This window comes from Paenibacillus oryziterrae (assembly GCF_042610485.1).
Classification (GTDB): Bacteria; Bacillota; Bacilli; order Paenibacillales; family Paenibacillaceae; genus Paenibacillus_AQ.
Genome location: NZ_JBGJZO010000015.1, coordinates 60,638 through 79,710 on the forward strand (window position 1 = coordinate 60,638; position 19,073 = coordinate 79,710).

The following is a 19,073-nucleotide window of genomic DNA, read 5'->3' on the forward strand; positions in this document are numbered from 1 at the left end:
CCTTTTTTATTTACTGTACAGTTCAGGACTCATGGTGCTCGAAATAACCGGGATTCTGCCTGGAATTTATGGAGAATTCATCTCTCCACAGTCGCGAAATAGTGAACGGGCATCAATTATTTTAACCGATCCTTCACTTAACGGTAAGAGGTGCGTGTATGGTACACTATTTGAATATTACTAGAGTCATGACAGGAGGGTATTAAATGCAGACCATGTTTCGTTACAACTGGATCGTACGTGAGCAGTGGTATGAGTGGTGCGAGAACGTTAGTGAAGAGGAACTGCTGAAGACACGGACTGGCGGGGTGGGAAGCATCCTGAAGACGCTTTTTCACATTGCTGATGTGGAGTGGAGCTGGATTCAGTCGATTCAGGGCTTGCCGGATTTCCAGGAGGATTTCGCCCAATACCGCAGTCTGGCACAGGTGCGTGCATTGGATGCCCGTTTCCGTCCGGAAGTGGAACAATTTGTGCTCTCTTGGAATGAAGGATTGGAGCATCGGATTTTTGAAGATCACCGGCCGGACGGCAGCATCGTAACCGATGCCTGGGGAGAAGTGCTGCGGCATGTCATTGCCCACGAAATTCACCATATCGGCCAGTTATCGGTATGGGCAAGAGAGCTTGGATTGCAGCCTGTGTCAGCCAATCTGATAGGCAAAAACCTGGATAAAACATTACCGGGCAGATAGTTATTCCAAAGTACTCAGGCATGCACTGTAGTCCGTTATTCCCGGTGAAAGCAGCAGAGAGGACGGTACGATGGGGAGAAGTGGAAGTTGTAATCCTACTCCGAGCGGAGAGCGCCTCCTTTCGATTCTAAATAATTGGTGGAAACCACACATGACGGAGGTCTACCCAACCTTGACTGTTAAAGGTTACACCTCGGACCGATGGAAGATACGCTGTCTGTGTAGGTTTTTCGTACAAAATATACAGGTGATGGCCTTCAATCAGTCGGCTCTCGATTCGTTTGAAGCCCTCTGCCCGGGCTGCAGAGTCAGGCTCCCGGGAGATGAGATCCAGCCAGCTTTCAATATCTACGCGGATGTAAGGGTCCAGATGCTGTGACAGGGTTAGATAAAGATCGAACAAGCGGAGCTGCTCATCCTGATCACGGAACAGGGAGAATACGATCAGATCGGACTCTAGCCGAATGGGTCCCTTGAACTCTTCAGGTGAGACGCAGACGACATTACACTTATAGCCGCTGCGAACCAGCCTTTCTTCAATATAATGCGCATCGGCGGCATACTGCGGAATTGTGGCAATTTGCAGGGGTACAGAATTTCCTGTCGTTTCAGCGGTCCGTCCACCAGAAGCGGAAGCAAGTAAACAGGACATCATTTGAGCACGAAAAAGAGGATCGCTGAGCGGTCCCTTTTTTTTCGTATTGCAGGTGACGAATTTTCGGACGGAGGATTCAGACTGAATCCGGCTCCAGGATAAAGGATCTGACGGATCATCAGTGGCAGGGTTCTGAATGACATGAAAGGCAGAGCCGGTGTCGGCGGATGAGTTAGCTGTATTCCACGGGACATAGATAATCTCAACCCGGTCCAAGTGGGCACGTCCCTGAAAATAATACGGAAATACCTCCAGCTCACAGGAATCCTCATTCATTCCGGACACCTTAAAAGGGCCTGTACCAATAGGTCTCCAGCCAGTACTTCCGTCACCTGAACCCTCCAGATCACGGGGTACGATGGCAGCGCGGCTGGTGCACAGGAATGGAAGGAAGAGTTCGTTGGGCTGCTTCAGCTGGATGCGGACTACCCGGGGATTCATTGCTTTAACTTCTTGAATTCCTTTATAAATATAGCTGTAAAGCGTCCGCTGCGAGGTCTGCATGAGGCGTTGAAACGAATGCACCACGTCCTCAGCGGTTAATACTTTTCCATGATGGAAGAGAACCTCTTTGCGGAGAAAAAAAGTCCATACCGTGCGGCTCTTGTCCACTTCCCAGGCATGGGCTAGTCCTGAAACTATTTTATTGGGTTCTCCGCTGCGCCTTACTAATCCGTCAAACACATGGCTGGACACAAAGGATTCCGCGAGCAGATTCATATACAGAGGATCAAGCGTGTGAAGCTTTTGTGTAACGGGAAGCCGGAGGGTATCAATCTGCTTGTCGCTGCGGATTTCCGCATGATGCCCGAAGTAGGTCAGCAGCCATCCCTGCAGGGTATCCTGCAGCGAAGAGGACCGGGCATGCGTACGGATCCCTTCAATGGCGTGATGGACATCCTTGCGGCTGATGGCCTGCATCATGGACTCCAGCGCGACCTCTTCGGAGCGTACAAGAAATTGAAGCTGTGAACGGCGTCCCCGCCCCCGGCTTGGCGTCCAGGCGATCCATTCGAGCTTGGCCATTTTATTGATAATATGCAGCGCATTCCGGTGGGTACAGTCGAGTACCGCCGCCAGCTCGTCCAGCGTGACCGAAATTTCTTCAGCACCTCCATAATGCGAATGCAGCTTCAGAAATTGGTTATGCAGCTTCATGGATTAACGCCCTTCCTCCTGATAGAATATAGGAAATAAATAAAAATTTATTTCTCTTTTTCTTCGTATTTTATCATCTACAATAAAGGATAGAAAGTCATTATATGGAGGGATTTACCATGCCTGAGGAAACATTGCCCGCGAAGGAGCGCTCCCTTGCCGCTTTAATTACTGCATTTCTGCTGGCTGCCGTTCATCAGTATCTGTTCTTCGACAAAATCCCGGGGGTGTCATACCCGATATTTGTCTGCCTCTTCTATGGATATGCGCTCTATTTTGCCAAAGCCCGTCTGAGGCCGTTCAATTGGTTCAGCTATACGTGGCTTGGAGCAATCGCATTGCTTTCTTTAACATATGCCCTATTTTTTAATAAGTTTTTCTTCGGGTTAAATTTTATCTTGATTCCGGGGCTTGTTTTACTACATATGACTTATATGCTCAGCGTCAAGCGGCCTTCCTGGAGCAGTTTCGGACTGATTGGTAACGCCTTGGAGCATTTCTTTCCCCAAAATCTTAGACACTGGGTAACTGCACTGAGGATCGTCAAGAAAAGCGGAGGGGGCAGCATTAAAGACGAACGCAAGCAGGTGCTGGTGAAGGTGCTCATCGGGCTGGCGATTTCTTTTCCGCTGCTGCTGATTGTCATTTCGCTGCTGTCCTCGGCGGACGGTGTATTCCAGAATATGCTGTCTGAGCTGCCAAAGCTGCTGGACAAGATTTCGTTTGGAGAAGGGGTTGCACGGTTCCTCTGGATCTTTCTGCTGGGGCTTGGCTGTTTCGGTTTCATTTGGGGGTTTTTGGATACGAAGATCTATCAGCATAAAGTAGAGATTAAGGATGAATTATTGAGTCCACAGCCTGTATCCTTGAAAATAGATCCTGTTATTCTGACGACTATCCTCGTTGCGATTAACCTGGTGTATGTGCTGTTCGTTGTTGTTCAGTTCAGTTATTTGTTCGGTGCATGGGAAGGTGCCCTGCCTGAAGGTACATCTTATGCTGAATATGCCCGGAGCGGATTCTTTGAACTGATTCTGGTAACCTCGATTAATTTCGTGATTCTGCTGTTGTCTCTTCTGGGTGCTGAAAAGGGGAAGGCTGCTCTGCAAAAAATCATTAATATCCTGCTCTATGTTCTGGTTGGCTGTTCAACAGTTATGCTGTATTCCGCTTACACCAGACTGGCGCTGTACGAAGAAGTGTATGGATACACCTATATCCGTTTCCTGGTGCACGCCTTCATGATCTTTCTTGGTCTGCTGCTTATTATTGCGGCTCTGAGGATTGCAATTGAAAGGGTTCCGCTTGCGAAGTGTTATATCGTTCTCGGTCTCGTATCCTACGTTCTGATGAATTACATCGGGATGGACAGAATTATCGTGAATCAGAATTTAGATCGTTATGCCGACAGCGGCAAGCTGGACACCGCCTATATCGTCTCACTAGCCCCTGAGATCATACCTACATTAATTGATTTCAGCCGGGATGAGAAGGGGATGCTGGATGAAGAACTGCGGAATCAGTGGTGGGACAATGCACAGGAGACGTGGAAGTGGCAGTCCTTTAATGTGTCCCGACATAGGGCGCAGAAAGCCTTGGAAGACTATTTTACTCATTAGATAACATGATAGAGCAAGAGCCAAGTGACTCGGAACCGCAACCTGTGGTTTGGAACACTTGGCTTTTTGCGCTTGATATGGGAGGGTAAATATGCTCTGATAAAAAGGACATATGTCCTGTTTGATGAATATTGGTTTCGTCTACACTGGGACAAGCGGGGGGGAAGGGAATGCAGATGATATACGACCGTAAATCGGCCGGACGATTGGCGGAGAAGAACGGTCTTTACGGAATATTCAGCCCGGATGTTCTTGAAAGTATGGAGCTGCGGCGTTATGGAGACCGGGAGGCAATCTGCTCTGTAGGGGATGAACTGGACGGCTTGTTCATACTGGTGGAAGGCAAGCTCAAAATTCATACCTTGCTGCCAAACGGTAAATCCATGCTGGTCAGATTCGCGAGACCAACCTCAATTATTGGGGATGTCGAGCTGCTCCGGAAGTATCCGGTCAAGAATCAGGTGGAATCCGTAGGTCCAAGCGTGCTGCTTGTGGCAGGAAATAAGCTGCTGGAACGGGAGCTGCGGGAGAACGTGAATTTTCTGCGTTTTCTGGTCGGCGAGCTGAGTCATAAGTTATATACACTCGGGCAGACCTCTGCACTGAATTTGCTGTATCCGGTGGAGAACCGGTTCGCCAGCTATTTGCTGTCTCTTCGAGAGGATACGGGAGAGGGACAATATGCCGAGGAGATCCGTACTTCAACTTTAACGGAAACAGCGGAACTACTGGGGACCAGCTATCGCCATTTGAACCGGATTGTCCGCCAATTTATAGAGTCCGGTATTATAGAGCGGAAGCGGGGACGCCTGATTGTTCTTGACGAACACAAGCTGGCAGAGCTGGCAAGCGGTAATTTATACGAATAGAACCGGCGGAATAAGCCGTAGAAATTGGGGGATCTGATGGCTGGTATTTTTTATTCTCTGCTTGCGGGGATCGTAATTGCTATACAAGGGGCGATAAACACACGTGTTGGTGAGAAGGTTGGTTTCTGGCTGACCAATTCATTTGTGCACGGTTCCGGGTTTATTGTGTCGTTTATCATTTATCTGTTCATCCGGGATGGTCACATGGGCCAGTTCCAGGCGGTTAACAAAGGTTATCTAATCGGGGGAGGATTAGGTGTATTAATCGTCTTCTCGGTGATGCAGGGGATGGGGCGGCTCGGTACGGCTTACTCGGTAGCTTTCACGCTTGTGGCACAACTGGTATTTGCGTTGATTATCGACAGCCTGGGACTTTTTGGAGTAGAAAAGACTCCGCTGCATTGGAATAAAGTAGCTGGTATCGGAGTGATGATTGCCGGGATTCTAGTATTTAAAGGGAAATAAAGTTTCGTGGTTGGAGTGCCATTAAGAAACGCAAAATAGCAGTATTACTTCAGGAGTCGTCAAACAATGGCTCTTTTTCATGGGGAATCTACCAGAAGTCCGAATATATGGCGCAGATTTACATTATTTTAGTAACATTTGTAACTGACGCGGATGCTATTTTTTTGATAAATATAGTATGTAAGCGTTTAATATACTATGAAGCGGGGGATTATTTGTGAAAAAAGTAACAAAATTAATGCTTGTAGCTGGTATTTCGTTAGCACTGGTAGGGGTAGGAAACAGCAGTCTGCTGAATAACGTTTCTTCTGCAGCAAGCGCACCTCTTAAAGTAGGACGGGTAGAAGCTGCGGCTCATGGCACGAAATGCTTCACAGTAGCAGTTGCAGTCGTACAAAACGGCGTAATCGTTGCTGCATCGGTAGACGATTACCAATTCCTTGGTTCTGACGTGGCAAAGGGAGTACCTAACTCCGATAAAGACTTCGGACAAAACTATAAAGATCCTGCTGTAGTTCTGGCTTCGAAGAAAGCCAATGCTGCATATTACAGCGAGCATATGAAAGAAGCAGCCGGTTCTACTGTAGCTTATGACAAAAACCTGGCTCTTATCGAGAAATTTGCAACTGGAAAAACCATCAAATCTCTTGAAATGTCCCTCCAATACAAATCTAAAGAGCAAATGGTTGATGCTGTCAGCGGTGCTACTCTGGTGGATACCGAAGGCTATCTGCAAGCCATTCTTGATGCGGCTAAGGCTGCGAAATAATCAATCAAACCTCTTTAATAGAACGTATGAATGACACCTTTACAGCTTCGGCTGTGAGGGTGTTTTTTTGTGCTGAATATTAGATTCAGTCAATCTTCAGTTCGATTTCAGATCCATTTAAGCTTTGAGGAGTAGGATGAACACACATAAGAGTTTTGTAGACAATAAACATAATACATAGGGCTACGGAGGGACTTGAAATGTTTAGAAAGTTTATCTCGTTAAAAAGATTTAAGAGTATACGTTCCAAAATTCTATTGGGATTCGCAGCGGTGATTCTGGTGTTTCTTGTCGCGATCGCCGGTAACACCCTATTTCAGGGTAAAGCCAGCATGCTGACGGATCAGGTCAACCGTAATTTGGACAAGCTGGCCCAGGTTCAGTCATTGACAGATCAAATCCGTACCGCTGACGAATTGGGTGCGCGTTATATTATGAGCAACACCGATGCAGAACAAACAAATTACAAGACGCAATATGAGGCGATGCTGCCGGCTATTGAGAAGTCTATCGAAGATCTTACCAATTCCGGATTAAGTGAGGATGAATTAAAGGGTCTAACAGACTTGCAGGGAAGATGGGATGAGTATCTTGTTGTGCTGAAAGAGGCTTTTGCCTTGGCGGATGCAGGAAATTTCCCCGAAGCGCATAAGAAATTCACAAATTTGTCGCTGAATTCAATGATTGAATCACAGGTGTATTTTCAAAAAATGTTGAGCGAAGAAATCAGCACCGAACAAGCTAAAGCGAATGAACACCGGAACATCGCAATGGTTACAAGTCTGGGAGTCACGGGTTTGTCGGTTCTGCTGGCTGCATTTATTGCGCTGCTTCTTTCATCCAGAATCATTAAACCTCTGCGTGATGTGAACGAGCAGCTAAAGGAAATAACCGAAGGCGATGCCGACCTGACCCGAAAGCTGAATGTGCGCAGCAAGGACGAGATAGGCATTCTTGCCATGAATTTTAATACAATGACAGGAAATCTGGCGGAGATGATCGGACAAGTGAATCAGTCGGCCAAAGGCTTGGCGGCTTCCTCTGCCAAGCTGAAATCGGATAGTCATTTAACCGCCCAGGCGACCGAGCAAATTGCCGAAATCATGGGTGAGGTGGCTAACGGTACAGGCCAGCAAATGAACGATCTGCAGACTAATATGATGACTGTTCAGGAAATGTCGATGGGCATCGGTCAGATAGCTGCAAGTGTCCAGGATATTTCGGAGGCATCGCAGCGGAGTGCCGAATTTGCGATTAACGGTGATAAGTCGCTCCAAGCGGCTGGACAGCAGATGGCTTCCATCAACGCATCCATTCAGTCCTTATCTACACAGGTACAAGGTTTTGTGAACCGCTCGCAGGAAATTGGAAGCATTGTAGATGTCATTAAAGGAATAGCGTCACAGACGAACATGCTGGCACTGAATGCTACCATTGAGGCGGCTCGGGCTGGTGAACAAGGCAGGGGATTTGCCGTTGTCGCCGATGAGGTCCGTAAGCTGGCCGAACAATCAGCTGAGTCTGCTCATTCAATCGCTGAAATGGCCCTTGCCATCCAGAACGAAGCAGACGATGCCATGAAGGTCATGAAGAACAGTAGAAATGAAGTGCAGGAAGGTACAGAAATTCTTGAGGAAGCAGGACGCTCTTTCAATGAAATTCGCCGATCCATAGATTCACTGGCTGGGCAGGTACAGGAGGTGTCCGGTGCGGTGGAGGAGATTACTGCCGCAGCCGATGAAATGGTAGAATCCATCCGTACCGTAACACAAATCTCTGAGACTACCGCTTCTAACACCCAAAGTGTCTCTGCTGCTTCACAAGAGCAAATGGCTTCAGTTGAGCAGATTGCCTCCTCGGCGAATGCACTTAGCTCACTGGCACAAGGATTACAGGGAATGGTTGCCCGATTCAATGTCTAATTAATATATAAATTGAACATAAGATTGTGCCTTTTTGGCAAGTCTTAAGTTCAGCTTATATAGTTGGCCTGTCAGCAGTTGCTGGCAGGATTTTTCTATTATTTGGAACATGATACACTCTAGAAGTGTGCAAAAGACACTGGAGAATGGAATTAAAACTACAGGGTGGTAGTTCATGTTTCTCTTCGGGAGCAGGCTATCATAAAGGAGATGGGTAAATTGATGTTTATGGGTGGATTAGAAGTGTTCTGCGTGTAGCATTGGATTTATACATATATAGTAAAAATCGTGAAGTCCGTGAACGCTTTGAAACAGGAATGTCCAGAGATCCTGGTCAGAATAATTAGCTGAAAAATGCTCCTGAAGACATGGATGTGACTAGAGGAGCGTTTTTACTTTTTTATGGATTAAACGTAATATTTCACACATTAAGCATAGAAACCGCCATCGACTACAACTTAACTATATCTTATATTATTACCATTATTAGTTAGTTTATCGATGGTCTCCTATTGAGTTCGGTCATGGCAACTTGCGGTTGAGATGTGCATACTTACGCGAGGAGCAGATCGTTCTTTTTGCTGTGACATCTTAATAGTGAGTAAAAAGGATATAAACTTTGAACTAATAATATGGCTGGTCGGCTTGAACTGCTAGAACACTTCGACTTAGGAGGCGGTTGTCCATAAGGTGATCAATTATGAAAGCGCATACCATCAGCATAGCTCCACAACAATTTGGAGGAGGTTGTTAGTGTGTCAATAAGTAAATCAATCACGAAAAAGTCTATTCTAGTTTATCTGTTAATTACAGTACTATTTATCGGGCAGTTAACGTTGTTCCCAGCCGTCAGCTTGGCAGCGACCAATCTGGCCCAAGGTAAAGCCATTACAGCAAGTTCCGTTGGCGATGTATATGTAGCGGCAAATGCAAATGATAATAATCAGAATACGTATTGGGAGAGTTCGAGCAACGCTTTTCCACAGTGGATCAGGGTTGATCTGGGTGGAACAAGTTCGGTAAATCAGGTAGTGCTAAAGCTTCCGGCAGGATGGGGAGCCCGAACACAGACCTTATCCGTACAAGGCAGTACCAATGACTCAACCTACAGTAATTTAGCGGCATCAGCCAGCTACACCTTTGATCCTTCGAACGGCTCGAATACCGTCACTATTAATTTCACAACGCAAAGCGTCCGGTATGTGAAGCTTAACTTCACAGCCAATACAGGCTGGCCGGCCGCACAGCTTTCGGAATTTGAAGTCTATGGTACAGCATCAACTCCTACAGGAACTTATGAGGCTGAAGCTGCAGCTCTTTCAGGAGGCGCCAAAGTTAATACGGATCATTCAGGTTATACGGGTGCCGGATTCGTAGATGGATATCTTGCTTCCGGAGCGGTTACAATCTTCAGTGTTACGGCTACAGCCGCAGGCAGTTATGATGTCACTCTGAGATATGCCAATGCTTCCGGCAGTACCAAAACACTCAGCATTTACGTCAATGGAAGCAAAATCAAACAAACTTCACTTGCGAACCTGTCCAACTGGGATACATGGTCCACGAAAGCAGAAACACTGGCTCTAAACGCAGGTGTTAACACGATTGCTTACAAATATGACTCTACCGACACCGGAAATGTGAATCTAGACAATGTAAATATTACGGCCAGCACTACTCCAACACCTACTCCAACACCTACTCCAACACCTACTCCAACAGCTACGCCAACCGCGACTCCAACACCTACGCCAACCGCGACTCCAACACCTACACCAACAGCCACACCAACTCCAACAGCAACCCCAACATCCGGACCTGGCTCTAACCTGGCATTAAACAAACCGGTTAGTGCATCCTCTTCCGTATTCACTTTCGTCGCAACTAACGCGAATGACGGCGATGTCAATACCTACTGGGAAGGGGCGGGCGGAAGTTACCCGAATACACTCAGTGTGAATTTAGGCGCGAATGCGAACGTCACATCCATCGTTCTGAAGCTGAACCCGGCCTCGGCCTGGGCGACACGGACACAGACGATTCAGGTTCTGGGACATAACCAGTCGACATCTGCGTTCACCAGCCTTGTTCCAGCAACTGTCTATACATTTAATCCTGCCAGTGGCAACACCGTTACCATCCCGGTAACGACTACTGCCAGTGAGGTGCAATTGAAAATCACGACCAACTCCGGTTCAAGTGCCGGACAGATCGCTGAATTCCAAATTATCGGGACACCGGCTGCGAACCCGGATCTTACCGTAACGGGGATGTCCTGGTCACCAGCAGTTCCAGTAGAGACGGATAACATTACTTTGACTTCTACAGTCAAGAATGCCGGAACGGCTTCATCCGGAGCAACAAATGTCAGCTTCTATCTGGGAACAACACTGGTTGGAACCTCATCGGTGGGAGCACTTGCCGCAGGTACTTCAACGAATGTTTCATTAAGTATCGGTGCCAAAGATGCTGGATCCTATGCATTAAGTGCAAAAGTGGATGAAAGCGACGCCGTTATCGAGCTTAACGATGGCAACAACAGCTATACTCATCCATCTTCACTTTTGGTGGCTCCGGTATCCAGCTCTGACCTGATCGCTTCCTCTGTCAGCTGGACACCTGGCAATCCGGCTGCCGGCAATACGGTCAGCTTCTCCGTAGCGATCAAGAACCAAGGTACAACAGCATCTGCCAGCGGAGCCCATGCCATCACGCTAACCTTGACGGACGCCACGACCAATGCCGTTATTAAGACGCTCACCGGTTCCTATTCCGGTACTATTGCTAGTGGTGCAACGACAGCTCCATTAAGTCTGGGTACTTGGACGGCAGCGAACGGCAAATACAATGTCAAAACCGAAATTGCCGTTGATGCCAACGAGCTGCCTGTTAAGCGGGCGAATAATATTGTGACTCAGCCGCTCTTTGTAGGCCGCGGAGCGAATATGCCTTACGATATGTATGAAGCAGAAGAAGGCGTAACTGGTGGCGGAGCTGTTAAACTTTCGGCTAACCGCAACATTGGTGATCTGGCCGGCGAAGCTTCCGGCAGAAGAGCTGTAACACTGAATACAACTGGCAGTTATGTGGAATTCACCACCAAAGCTAACACAAATACTTTGGTTACCCGCTTCTCGATCCCGGACTCTTCTAGCGGCAGCGGAACCGACGCTACGCTGAATATTTATGTCAATGGCGTGTATACCAAAGCAATCAATCTGACTTCCAAATTCGCGTGGCTGTACGGCTCTGAGACTAGCCCGGGTAACACTCCAGGCTCCGGTTCTCCGCGTCATATCTATGATGAAGCTAATATTATGTTCGACAATACAATTCCTGCCGGAAGCACAATCCGGCTGCAGAAGGATGCCGCCAATACTTCACAATATGCGATTGACTTCATCAGCTTGGAGCAGGTAACGCCAATTGCGAACCCTGATCCGGCTAAGTATACAGTGCCTACTGGCTTCACTCATCAGGATGTGCAGAATGCACTGGATAAAGTTCGCATGGATACTACGGGCAATCTGGTAGGGGTATACCTGCCTGCGGGTAATTATCAGACCTCGAATAAATTCCAGGTCTACGGCAAAGCGGTAAAAGTGATCGGTGCGGGTCCTTGGTACACAAGGTTCTACGCGCCATCCACTCAGGAGAATACCGACGTTGGCTTCCGTGCTGAAGCCACGGCTAATGGCTCGACTTTTGCAAATTTTGCTTACTTCGGCAACTACACTTCGCGGATTGACGGTCCAGGCAAGGTGTTTGACTTCTCCAATGTGTCGAATATTACGATTGATAACATTTGGACCGAGCATCAGGTCTGTATGTATTGGGGTGCCAATACGGATTATATGAAGATTACGAATTCCCGTATCCGCAATACATTCGCTGACGGTATCAATATGACCAACGGCAGCACGAACAATCTCGTATCGAATGTGGAAGCCCGGGCTACGGGTGACGACAGCTTCGCGCTTTTCTCGGCTATTGATTCAGGCGGAGCTGATATGCGGGATAATCTGTATGAAAATCTCACCTCGATTCTGACCTGGCGCGCAGCTGGCGTAGCAGTGTACGGCGGATATGCCAACACCTTCCGCAATATCTATATTGCCGATACGCTCTGCTATTCAGGAATTACCATCAGTTCACTGGACTTTGGTTATCCGATGAATGGTTTTGGAGCAACACCAACCACCAACCTCCAGAATATAAGCATTGTACGCGCAGGCGGACACTTCTGGGGTTCGCAGACCTTCCCGGCAATCTGGGTCTTCTCGGCGTCCAAGGTGTTCCAGGGCATCCGGGTCATTGACGTGGATATCATCGATCCTACGTATCACGGAATCATGTTCCAAACTAATTATTCAGGCGGGCAGCCGCAAAATCCGGTAACCGATACGATATTCACGAATATCACGATTTCCGGCGCCCAAAAGAGCGGGGATGCATTCGACGCGAAGTCCGGGGTTGGGATTTGGGCAAATGAGATGCCTGAGCAGGGCCAAGGAGCGGCGGTAGGCTCTGTAATCTTCAATAATCTGAAGATTTCGAATACCGTAACCCCGATCAAGAACACAACATCTACTTTTACAATTACCGTAAACCCATGACCTTGTGCTCCGGCGGGTACACAGCCTGAGTGAGCTTTGGAGCTGTAAGATTCAAGTGAAAGCCGTCCCTTCCTTAAAAGGGGCGGCTTTTTGCGGTTTATCAGTATAAGTCACTAACAAGGGGTATCTACACAAGTGTTCCTTATTTCAGGTTATCTGCCCCGGCCTTTTCCAGTGTTTCTTGTGGCCGAATCGACAGTGTTCCTTTCAAAGGGTACAATGGGGGGAAACTGACCATCCTTAGATGAGGGAGGCACCTATGTCGACTAAAATAGTGAACTCTATTACAGAGCTGATCGGCAATACCCCAGTCGTCCGTTTGAAGCGCTTGACGGGACCTGGAGATGCCGAGTTGTATGTGAAACTGGAGAGCTTCAATCCCAGCGGCAGTGTTAAGGACCGCGCTGCATATAATCTGATCCTGAAAGCGGAGGAAGACGGCCTCCTGCACCCGGGGGGAACGATCATTGAACCGACCAGCGGAAATACCGGAATCGGACTTGCAATGAATGCGGCTGCGAAAGGCTACAAGGCGATTCTAGTCATGCCGGATAATATGACAAAGGAACGGATCAATATATTGAAGGCATATGGTGCGGAAGTGGTGCTGACGCCTGCAGCAGAACGAATGCCGGGTGCCATTGCAAAAGCCCTGGAGCTTGGTAAAGGTATCGCAGGCAGCTTTATTCCGCAGCAGTTCGAGAATAAGGCTAATCCTGACATCCACCGGACAACTACGGCTGTTGAAATTCTGCAGCAGATGGATGGGAAGCTGGACGTGTTCGTAGCAACATCCGGTACCGGCGGTACGATCACCGGGACCGGAGAAGTGTTGCGTAAGCAATTACCGGATATTCGTATACTGGTTGTCGAGCCGCAGGGATCACCGGTATTGTCAGGCGGTAACCCCGGACCGCATAAGCTGGTGGGTACAAGTCCCGGATTTGTACCGGCCATACTGAACACCAGTGTGTATGATGAGATAGTTCAAGTGTCTGATGAAGACGCTCTGGAGACTGTTCGGGCTATGGCCGCCCGGGAAGGAATACTGATCGGCCCTTCGGGAGGTGCCGCAGTATGGACGGCTCTTCGTGAAGCCCGGAGATTGGGAAGCGGCAGAAAAGTGCTCTGTATTGCCCCGGACACCGGCGAACGTTACCTGAGCATGGGGATATTTTAAAATCACACTGAGGAGGTACGGAAATGCGAATATGTATTGGGATCGTGCTGATTGCTCTCTTGCTTACGGGATGTGCAACCGGGAACAAGGATGCCTTTTTAAATACGACTCCGCTGCCGACTGAGAGTTCCACGACACCGCCTACCGCACAGGCTGAAGCCAGTCCCTCACCGTCACCTGAAGGAACTGCTCAGCCGGAACAGGCTGTCCCGGATATTGGGAAACTGAAGGCTAATTTCGGCTTTGCAGATGATGCTGGCAAGCATATTCTAGTCACGCGTGATAACCAGGATGAATTGGCTGAGATGAAATTAATCAACACAGCCGTTGGTGACAAAGGCAAAGTACTCGCTGTGAAATTCGAGAAATGGCAGGATGGGAACGATAACAATAACGGCAGGGAAACGGCGCAGAATTTCGCGAATCTTCCAGGATATCTTTTTACACTGGTTGATGGTGTGGCGTCAGGAGATCAGAGCTACTACCTGACAGATCGTGCCGAGTTCATTCTGGAGTCATTGGTTCCTGTAGAGTTGCCGTCAGCTGATCCGGAATCGGCTGTGGAAGAGAGCGTGCGGAGTAGCATTGGTGCCGCCAAGAAGCGTGAGATCCAACAAATATGGAAGCTCGCCGATTTGTCCGAAGACCGTCAGCTGTATATCGTGCAATTTGTTAGAGAAGATAATGATATGTTGTTCAGCATCGTGCTTAATACGGGAACCAGCCTATCTTTCATGGACTATCCTGCTGTAATTCAGGAGGATCAATCTTCGGTATGGCGTGTGGATGATGGCGGAGAAGTAATACCGGATATGTTCTCTGTGCTGTTCGCCGCGGATACAAAAGAGGGGCTGCTGGTTGGCCTCAACTGGTGGGGCGCGGAAGGGGTTAACACCTTTTTCCTGAATCAGGAGGGAGACTCTTTTAAGGAACTGGATATCCGGTACGGTCGCTACACATCGCCGATATAAGAGGCTGCTTTTGGCAAGATTTCACTCTCTCGGGCTGCGGCTCAGAAAAAGATTTTACGGCGAAATCAAGGCTAAGCTTCGTTGTTATATTAACATGTTGTTTGTGTGGCATCCTTCATGATGATTTGATCTAACAGAAGAATTTCAAATAGCAGGCTGTTCACCTTGTGCTAGATCTGGGTGAATGGCCTTTTTGCATGGGCCTGTATTTATAAGCTTAGTGATTTGCCAATAAAAAAATACTTTGATCACGGCAGCTGTCCATGCCGACAGTAGGTAAATGGAGTAATATACCAAAGGTCTAGATGGAGGTGCTGAGAATGGGCTATTCTAAACACAAGTTAAAAAGGAAAGTCAAAAAAGTCGAGTTTTGTGAGAAGAAAAAAAGAAGACATGTGAAAGGCAAATGTTCACTGGAGAAAGGTTGCTGTTGCAAGGAGATTAATGTCAAAAAACAAATTGTGCGTGTCATTATTCCACAAGGTACATTAGCAGGTGCATTAGGCGCTGCAGGCGCATTGGGCGCGGCGGGAGCGGTAGGAGCACTCGGGGCGACCGGTGCCTTGGGTGCCGCTGGGGCCGCTGGAGCATTAGGAGCCGCAGGCGCATTGGGCGCGGCAGGAGCGGTTGGAGCCTTAGGTGCAACCGGAGCTTTGGGAGCAGCGGGAGCTGCCGGTGCCTTAGGAGCAGCCGGAGCATTAGGAGCCGCAGGAGCCCTGGGAGCAACTGGGGCAGCCGGGGCAGCAGGTGCATTGGGCGCGGCAGGCGCGCTAGGTGCAGTAGGAGCCGCAGGGGCAGTTGGAGCCTTAGGAGCAGCCGGAGCAGCGGGATTAGCCGGAGCAGCGGGGTTAGCTGGAGCATTAGGAGCCATTGGTCCCACAGGGCCGGCCGGTCCTATCGGACTTCCGGGAGCCATTGGTCCGGCCGGACCAGCGGGAGCAGCAGGACCAGCAGGACCAGCCGGACCAGTAGGACCAGCAGGACCTGCGGGCTTTGCTGGAGCTGTAGGACCTGTGGGACCAGGTGGAGCTGCAGGGGCAATCGGCCCAACCGGAGCGGCGGGACCGGCAGGTGCAACCGGTGCCACTGGAACAGCGGGGCCAGCCGGGGCAACTGGTGCTACCGGAGCGACTGGAGCACCAGGCGGGATCGCGCAATTTGCATATATTTATAATGTGGGCGCACGAGTAGTTCCAATTGAAGCTGATGTTATTTTCGATACCAATGGTATTACTACACCGGGGATAACACATGCTCCAGGTACGGCATTAATCTCAATTACAACTGCGGGGATATATGAAGTGACCTTCTCGGTATCGGGTGTTGAGCCCAATCAATTTGCACTCTTTTTAAATGGAGCATTGGTGCCCGGTTCTGTCTATGGATCAGGAGCAGGAACTCAGCAAAACAATGGGCAGGTTATACTCGCGCTCGCCTCCGGCGATGCTTTGACTTTGCGGAATCATAGTTCCTCGGCTGCAGTAACACTACAGACCTTAGCTGGGGGAACGCAAACCAACGTTAATGCTTCTGTGCTTATCAAACAGTTGGCATAGGAATATCTAAATCAGAAACAGTTCAGAAAGCATTACATTCTGGACTGTTTTTTCTCCATAGCCGTTTATGTAGTTGTCCGAACAGAAATACTTGGGTGTAGAAGGAGGCGGCACGGTTGAAGGATTATAGAGAAGTCATTATTATCATCGAAATCATAATGTTGCTGGCTCTGCTAATTATGGGAGTGGAACGGCTGAAATCAAGAAAAGCCTTAAACTCTCCCGGGAGAACGCTCCCCTTCAATCTGGTTACAACTTTTAAGGGGAATCCCGGAACAAGCCGTGCTTTTACATGGCATACTCTTGGATCTGAAAAGACCGGCTGGCTGGAACTGGTGCAAGGACACAAGGCTACTTTCTCTAGTGCAGAGGTTCTCCGGCTTCAGGCTAGAAGTATCACTATTGATACCTATAAACACAACAGAACCGTCCATAAAGTTGAGGTTACGGGTCTTAAGCCCGGGACGGAGTATACTTATAGAGTCGGAAGCGGAGTTGCGGAAGAATGGAGCACGCCCTCGCAATTCAGTACGGAGGCTACAGAAGGTGATCAGGTGGTTTTTCTAAATGTGACGGATTCACAAGGGACGTCGGAGGCTGATTTTAAGTTGTGGGGAAGGACGTTGGAGCAGGCTCTTCGAACCTTTCCTCAAGCACATTTTATCGTACATAACGGAGATCTGACTGATAACCCGGAGGATGTTGCGGGGTGGGATGTTTTGTTCGGGAAGGTGAAGAGCAGGGTCTCCAAGGTTCCTTTCATGCCGGTTATAGGAAATCATGATGAGGTGAGCGGCGATGCGGATAGGTATGCTTCTCACTTCAATCTGCCGTGTAACGGGGCTAAAGGTTCCAATGCCGGAACTACTTATTCTTTTGACTATGGCCCTGTACATGTAACGGTGCTCAATACCGAGAGCAATCTGAAGAATCAGACGCAGTGGCTGAAAAAAGATCTGGCTGATACAGATAAGAAGTGGACAATCGTCGCCATGCACCGTCCTGCATACGGGAGGAGCTTCTCCAGAAAGCTTGAGGAGTGGACCAGAATATTTGATTATTATGGGGTGGATTTGGTGCTTCAGGGTCATAATCATGAATATTCCCGCTCTTACCCGCTGCGGGCCGGTGCTGTTGTTCCTGAAGAGAGGACTGTTAAAGGAGTTGTGTATGTGGTCACCAATACAGCAGGTGGCAAGTTCAACGATATGAAAGAGGATCAGTTCTACCACGAGGTTCATTTCCAGAACTATAAACCGATGTTTGCCGCAATTACTATAAAAGGAAGTGTGCTGACTTATGAAGCTTACGATGTCGACGGAGTTAAGCTGGATGAGTTGGTGCTAAGACACTAGCGCTTTTTGTTAAAAAGCACACGTAAACCCCAATTATTGATTACCTCATCAATAATTGGGGTTTACGTTGTTTCCACTATACCCATGTTCTTCTCAGACTCCTTATCCTATCCTTAACTCTCATTCGATAGAAATCGTCCGAGGTGGCAGAAATGCTGCCTATCCATCCGAATAAAAATTCTCTGTTACACCCTCTTGTAACGAGGCGGTTTGATTTTTCATCATTTGAGCTTTAAGAAGCTCTTACCAATTCGTTCAGAGCGATGAATCGAAACTTTTACCGTCAGGATAAAGAATATAGTATCAATCTAAGGATCTTCTCTACTAAAGATTACTTACCGAAGAGTCTTTACCTGCCCGCTAAGCTTTCCTTACTAGTAGACTAGTTATCCTGTAGTTGATATCTAAACTATACGCCCGGGTGCCCAAATTGTAAAAAGGCAAATACTTTAAATTTGTAGAACATTTACGCCAATCTCTTCTGAAAGCGCTTAATATCGGTCTGATTCTTTGTTTTTCATTCCTTTTGTGTCCATTATGATATCTCGCAGGCAGTGAGGAAATGTTTTTGCATTTCGGAAGAACTTTGCTTATTGTTGAGATATGCGATTCTGCAATAGGATTCATTATATACAACATTCAGAAGATTCGTTTCAAGAGGAGGAATGAACGTCGGTGAATCTGTACCAGATGAAATCAAACCCTCAGGGCAGGGAGAGAATCGCGGAGTTTTTGGAGCATAATTTTGTAAGTCCCGGGCTGGAAGAAAGTCTGGATGCAGTGAAGCTGTTCGTACATGACATGCAGGATGGGGATTATGTACTGATTGCCGAACTGGACAGGGTTCATCTTGGGGACCTCGGTGATTATTTCTATGAGGATTCCCCGGAAGCCAGAGACAAGGGCTTGTGCCACCGCAGAGGTGTGACCTGGCTGGTACAAATACCGCGGGCAGAATTGAATGCTGAGGTTCGATTGTTTCTGGAACATCCTGAAACCGTTTCGAAATTTCCGTATCCGGTGGACCAGGCGCAGTTGTACCGGTGGAGTTCTAATCTTTTAACGGGAAATCTGGGAACTGCGAGATCTGCAGTCGTTGATGAGGATACCATTGCGGAAGCACTGGAGATTCTGAAGTCTGCTCTACGGTGCAGTGATGCTGAACGGAGGGAACGCGCTGCGGCAGCTATTCTACGTTACGCCAAGTCATAAGTGCACCTTAACTAAATGAATGCCAGATTAT

At 48.2% G+C, this 19,073-nt stretch carries 13 protein-coding genes; 12 read left to right on the forward strand and 1 reads right to left on the reverse strand.

The annotated features are described in order from the left end of the window. The first annotated feature begins 206 nt into the window (after positions 1–206). Complete coding sequence (locus ACAN55_RS16080; RefSeq protein WP_379134800.1) at positions 207–695, forward strand: DinB family protein; 489 nt, start codon at positions 207–209, stop codon at positions 693–695. A gap of 127 nt (positions 696–822) precedes the next feature. Here the strand turns inward: ACAN55_RS16080 and ACAN55_RS16085 are convergent, their stop codons facing one another. Next, entirely contained in the window at positions 823–2,508 is a 1,686-nt protein-coding gene (locus tag ACAN55_RS16085; RefSeq protein ID WP_379134802.1) for an ABC transporter substrate-binding protein, read from the reverse strand. Positions 2,509–2,627: 119 nt separating this feature from the next. Between ACAN55_RS16085 and ACAN55_RS16090 the strand changes: the two genes are divergently transcribed. The 11 genes from ACAN55_RS16090 (at position 2,628) to ACAN55_RS16140 (ending at position 19,042) form a co-directional block, all read left to right on the forward strand. Beyond that, complete coding sequence (locus ACAN55_RS16090; protein WP_379134804.1) at positions 2,628–4,127, forward strand: DUF4153 domain-containing protein; 1,500 nt, start codon at positions 2,628–2,630, stop codon at positions 4,125–4,127. A gap of 170 nt (positions 4,128–4,297) precedes the next feature. Then, on the forward strand, positions 4,298–4,996 hold the full coding sequence (locus ACAN55_RS16095; protein WP_379134808.1) for a Crp/Fnr family transcriptional regulator: 699 nt from the start codon (positions 4,298–4,300) through the stop codon (positions 4,994–4,996). 36 nt (positions 4,997–5,032) lie between these two features. Further along, positions 5,033–5,461: a DMT family transporter gene (locus ACAN55_RS16100; RefSeq protein WP_379134810.1), complete on the forward strand. Its 429-nt coding sequence runs from the start codon at positions 5,033–5,035 to the stop codon at positions 5,459–5,461. A gap of 217 nt (positions 5,462–5,678) precedes the next feature. Beyond that, a complete protein-coding gene (locus ACAN55_RS16105; protein ID WP_379134814.1) occupies positions 5,679–6,230 on the forward strand; it encodes a hypothetical protein in 552 nt (183 codons plus the stop codon). A gap of 200 nt (positions 6,231–6,430) precedes the next feature. Next, positions 6,431–8,152, forward strand: a complete 1,722-nt coding sequence (locus ACAN55_RS16110) for a methyl-accepting chemotaxis protein (protein ID WP_379134817.1) — start codon at positions 6,431–6,433, stop codon at positions 8,150–8,152. A 761-nt stretch (positions 8,153–8,913) separates the two neighbouring features. Beyond that, positions 8,914–12,768, forward strand: coding sequence for a discoidin domain-containing protein (locus ACAN55_RS16115; RefSeq protein WP_379134924.1), 3,855 nt, complete (start codon positions 8,914–8,916; stop codon positions 12,766–12,768). A gap of 259 nt (positions 12,769–13,027) precedes the next feature. Further along, complete coding sequence (gene cysK, locus ACAN55_RS16120; protein WP_379134820.1) at positions 13,028–13,948, forward strand: cysteine synthase A; 921 nt, start codon at positions 13,028–13,030, stop codon at positions 13,946–13,948. Between the two features lie 23 nt (positions 13,949–13,971). Further along, positions 13,972–14,919, forward strand: coding sequence for a hypothetical protein (locus ACAN55_RS16125; RefSeq protein WP_379134822.1), 948 nt, complete (start codon positions 13,972–13,974; stop codon positions 14,917–14,919). Positions 14,920–15,239: 320 nt separating this feature from the next. After that, positions 15,240–16,475, forward strand: a complete 1,236-nt coding sequence (locus ACAN55_RS16130) for a collagen-like protein (protein WP_379134824.1) — start codon at positions 15,240–15,242, stop codon at positions 16,473–16,475. A gap of 116 nt (positions 16,476–16,591) precedes the next feature. After that, positions 16,592–17,830 carry a purple acid phosphatase family protein gene (locus tag ACAN55_RS16135; protein ID WP_379134827.1) on the forward strand — a complete coding sequence of 413 codons (1,239 nt, stop codon included), beginning with the start codon at positions 16,592–16,594 and terminating at the stop codon, positions 17,828–17,830. Positions 17,831–18,505: 675 nt separating this feature from the next. Continuing rightward, positions 18,506–19,042, forward strand: a complete 537-nt coding sequence (locus tag ACAN55_RS16140) for a hypothetical protein (protein WP_379134830.1) — start codon at positions 18,506–18,508, stop codon at positions 19,040–19,042. Positions 19,043–19,073: the final 31 nt, after the last annotated feature.

What these genes read in the sequence shown, in the direction of transcription:
- ACAN55_RS16125 (WP_379134822.1), top strand. Translation starts at nt 13,972, where the DNA reads ATGCGAATATGTATTGGGATCGTGCTGATTGCTCTCTTGCTTACGGGA.
- ACAN55_RS16110 (WP_379134817.1), top strand. Translation starts at nt 6,431, where the DNA reads ATGTTTAGAAAGTTTATCTCGTTAAAAAGATTTAAGAGTATACGTTCC.
- ACAN55_RS16085 (WP_379134802.1), bottom strand. Translation starts at nt 2,508, where the DNA reads ATGAAGCTGCATAACCAATTTCTGAAGCTGCATTCGCATTATGGAGGT.
- ACAN55_RS16100 (WP_379134810.1), top strand. Translation starts at nt 5,033, where the DNA reads ATGGCTGGTATTTTTTATTCTCTGCTTGCGGGGATCGTAATTGCTATA.
- ACAN55_RS16095 (WP_379134808.1), top strand. Translation starts at nt 4,298, where the DNA reads ATGCAGATGATATACGACCGTAAATCGGCCGGACGATTGGCGGAGAAG.
- ACAN55_RS16080 (WP_379134800.1), top strand. Translation starts at nt 207, where the DNA reads ATGCAGACCATGTTTCGTTACAACTGGATCGTACGTGAGCAGTGGTAT.
- cysK (WP_379134820.1), top strand. Translation starts at nt 13,028, where the DNA reads ATGTCGACTAAAATAGTGAACTCTATTACAGAGCTGATCGGCAATACC.
- ACAN55_RS16090 (WP_379134804.1), top strand. Translation starts at nt 2,628, where the DNA reads ATGCCTGAGGAAACATTGCCCGCGAAGGAGCGCTCCCTTGCCGCTTTA.
- ACAN55_RS16130 (WP_379134824.1), top strand. Translation starts at nt 15,240, where the DNA reads ATGGGCTATTCTAAACACAAGTTAAAAAGGAAAGTCAAAAAAGTCGAG.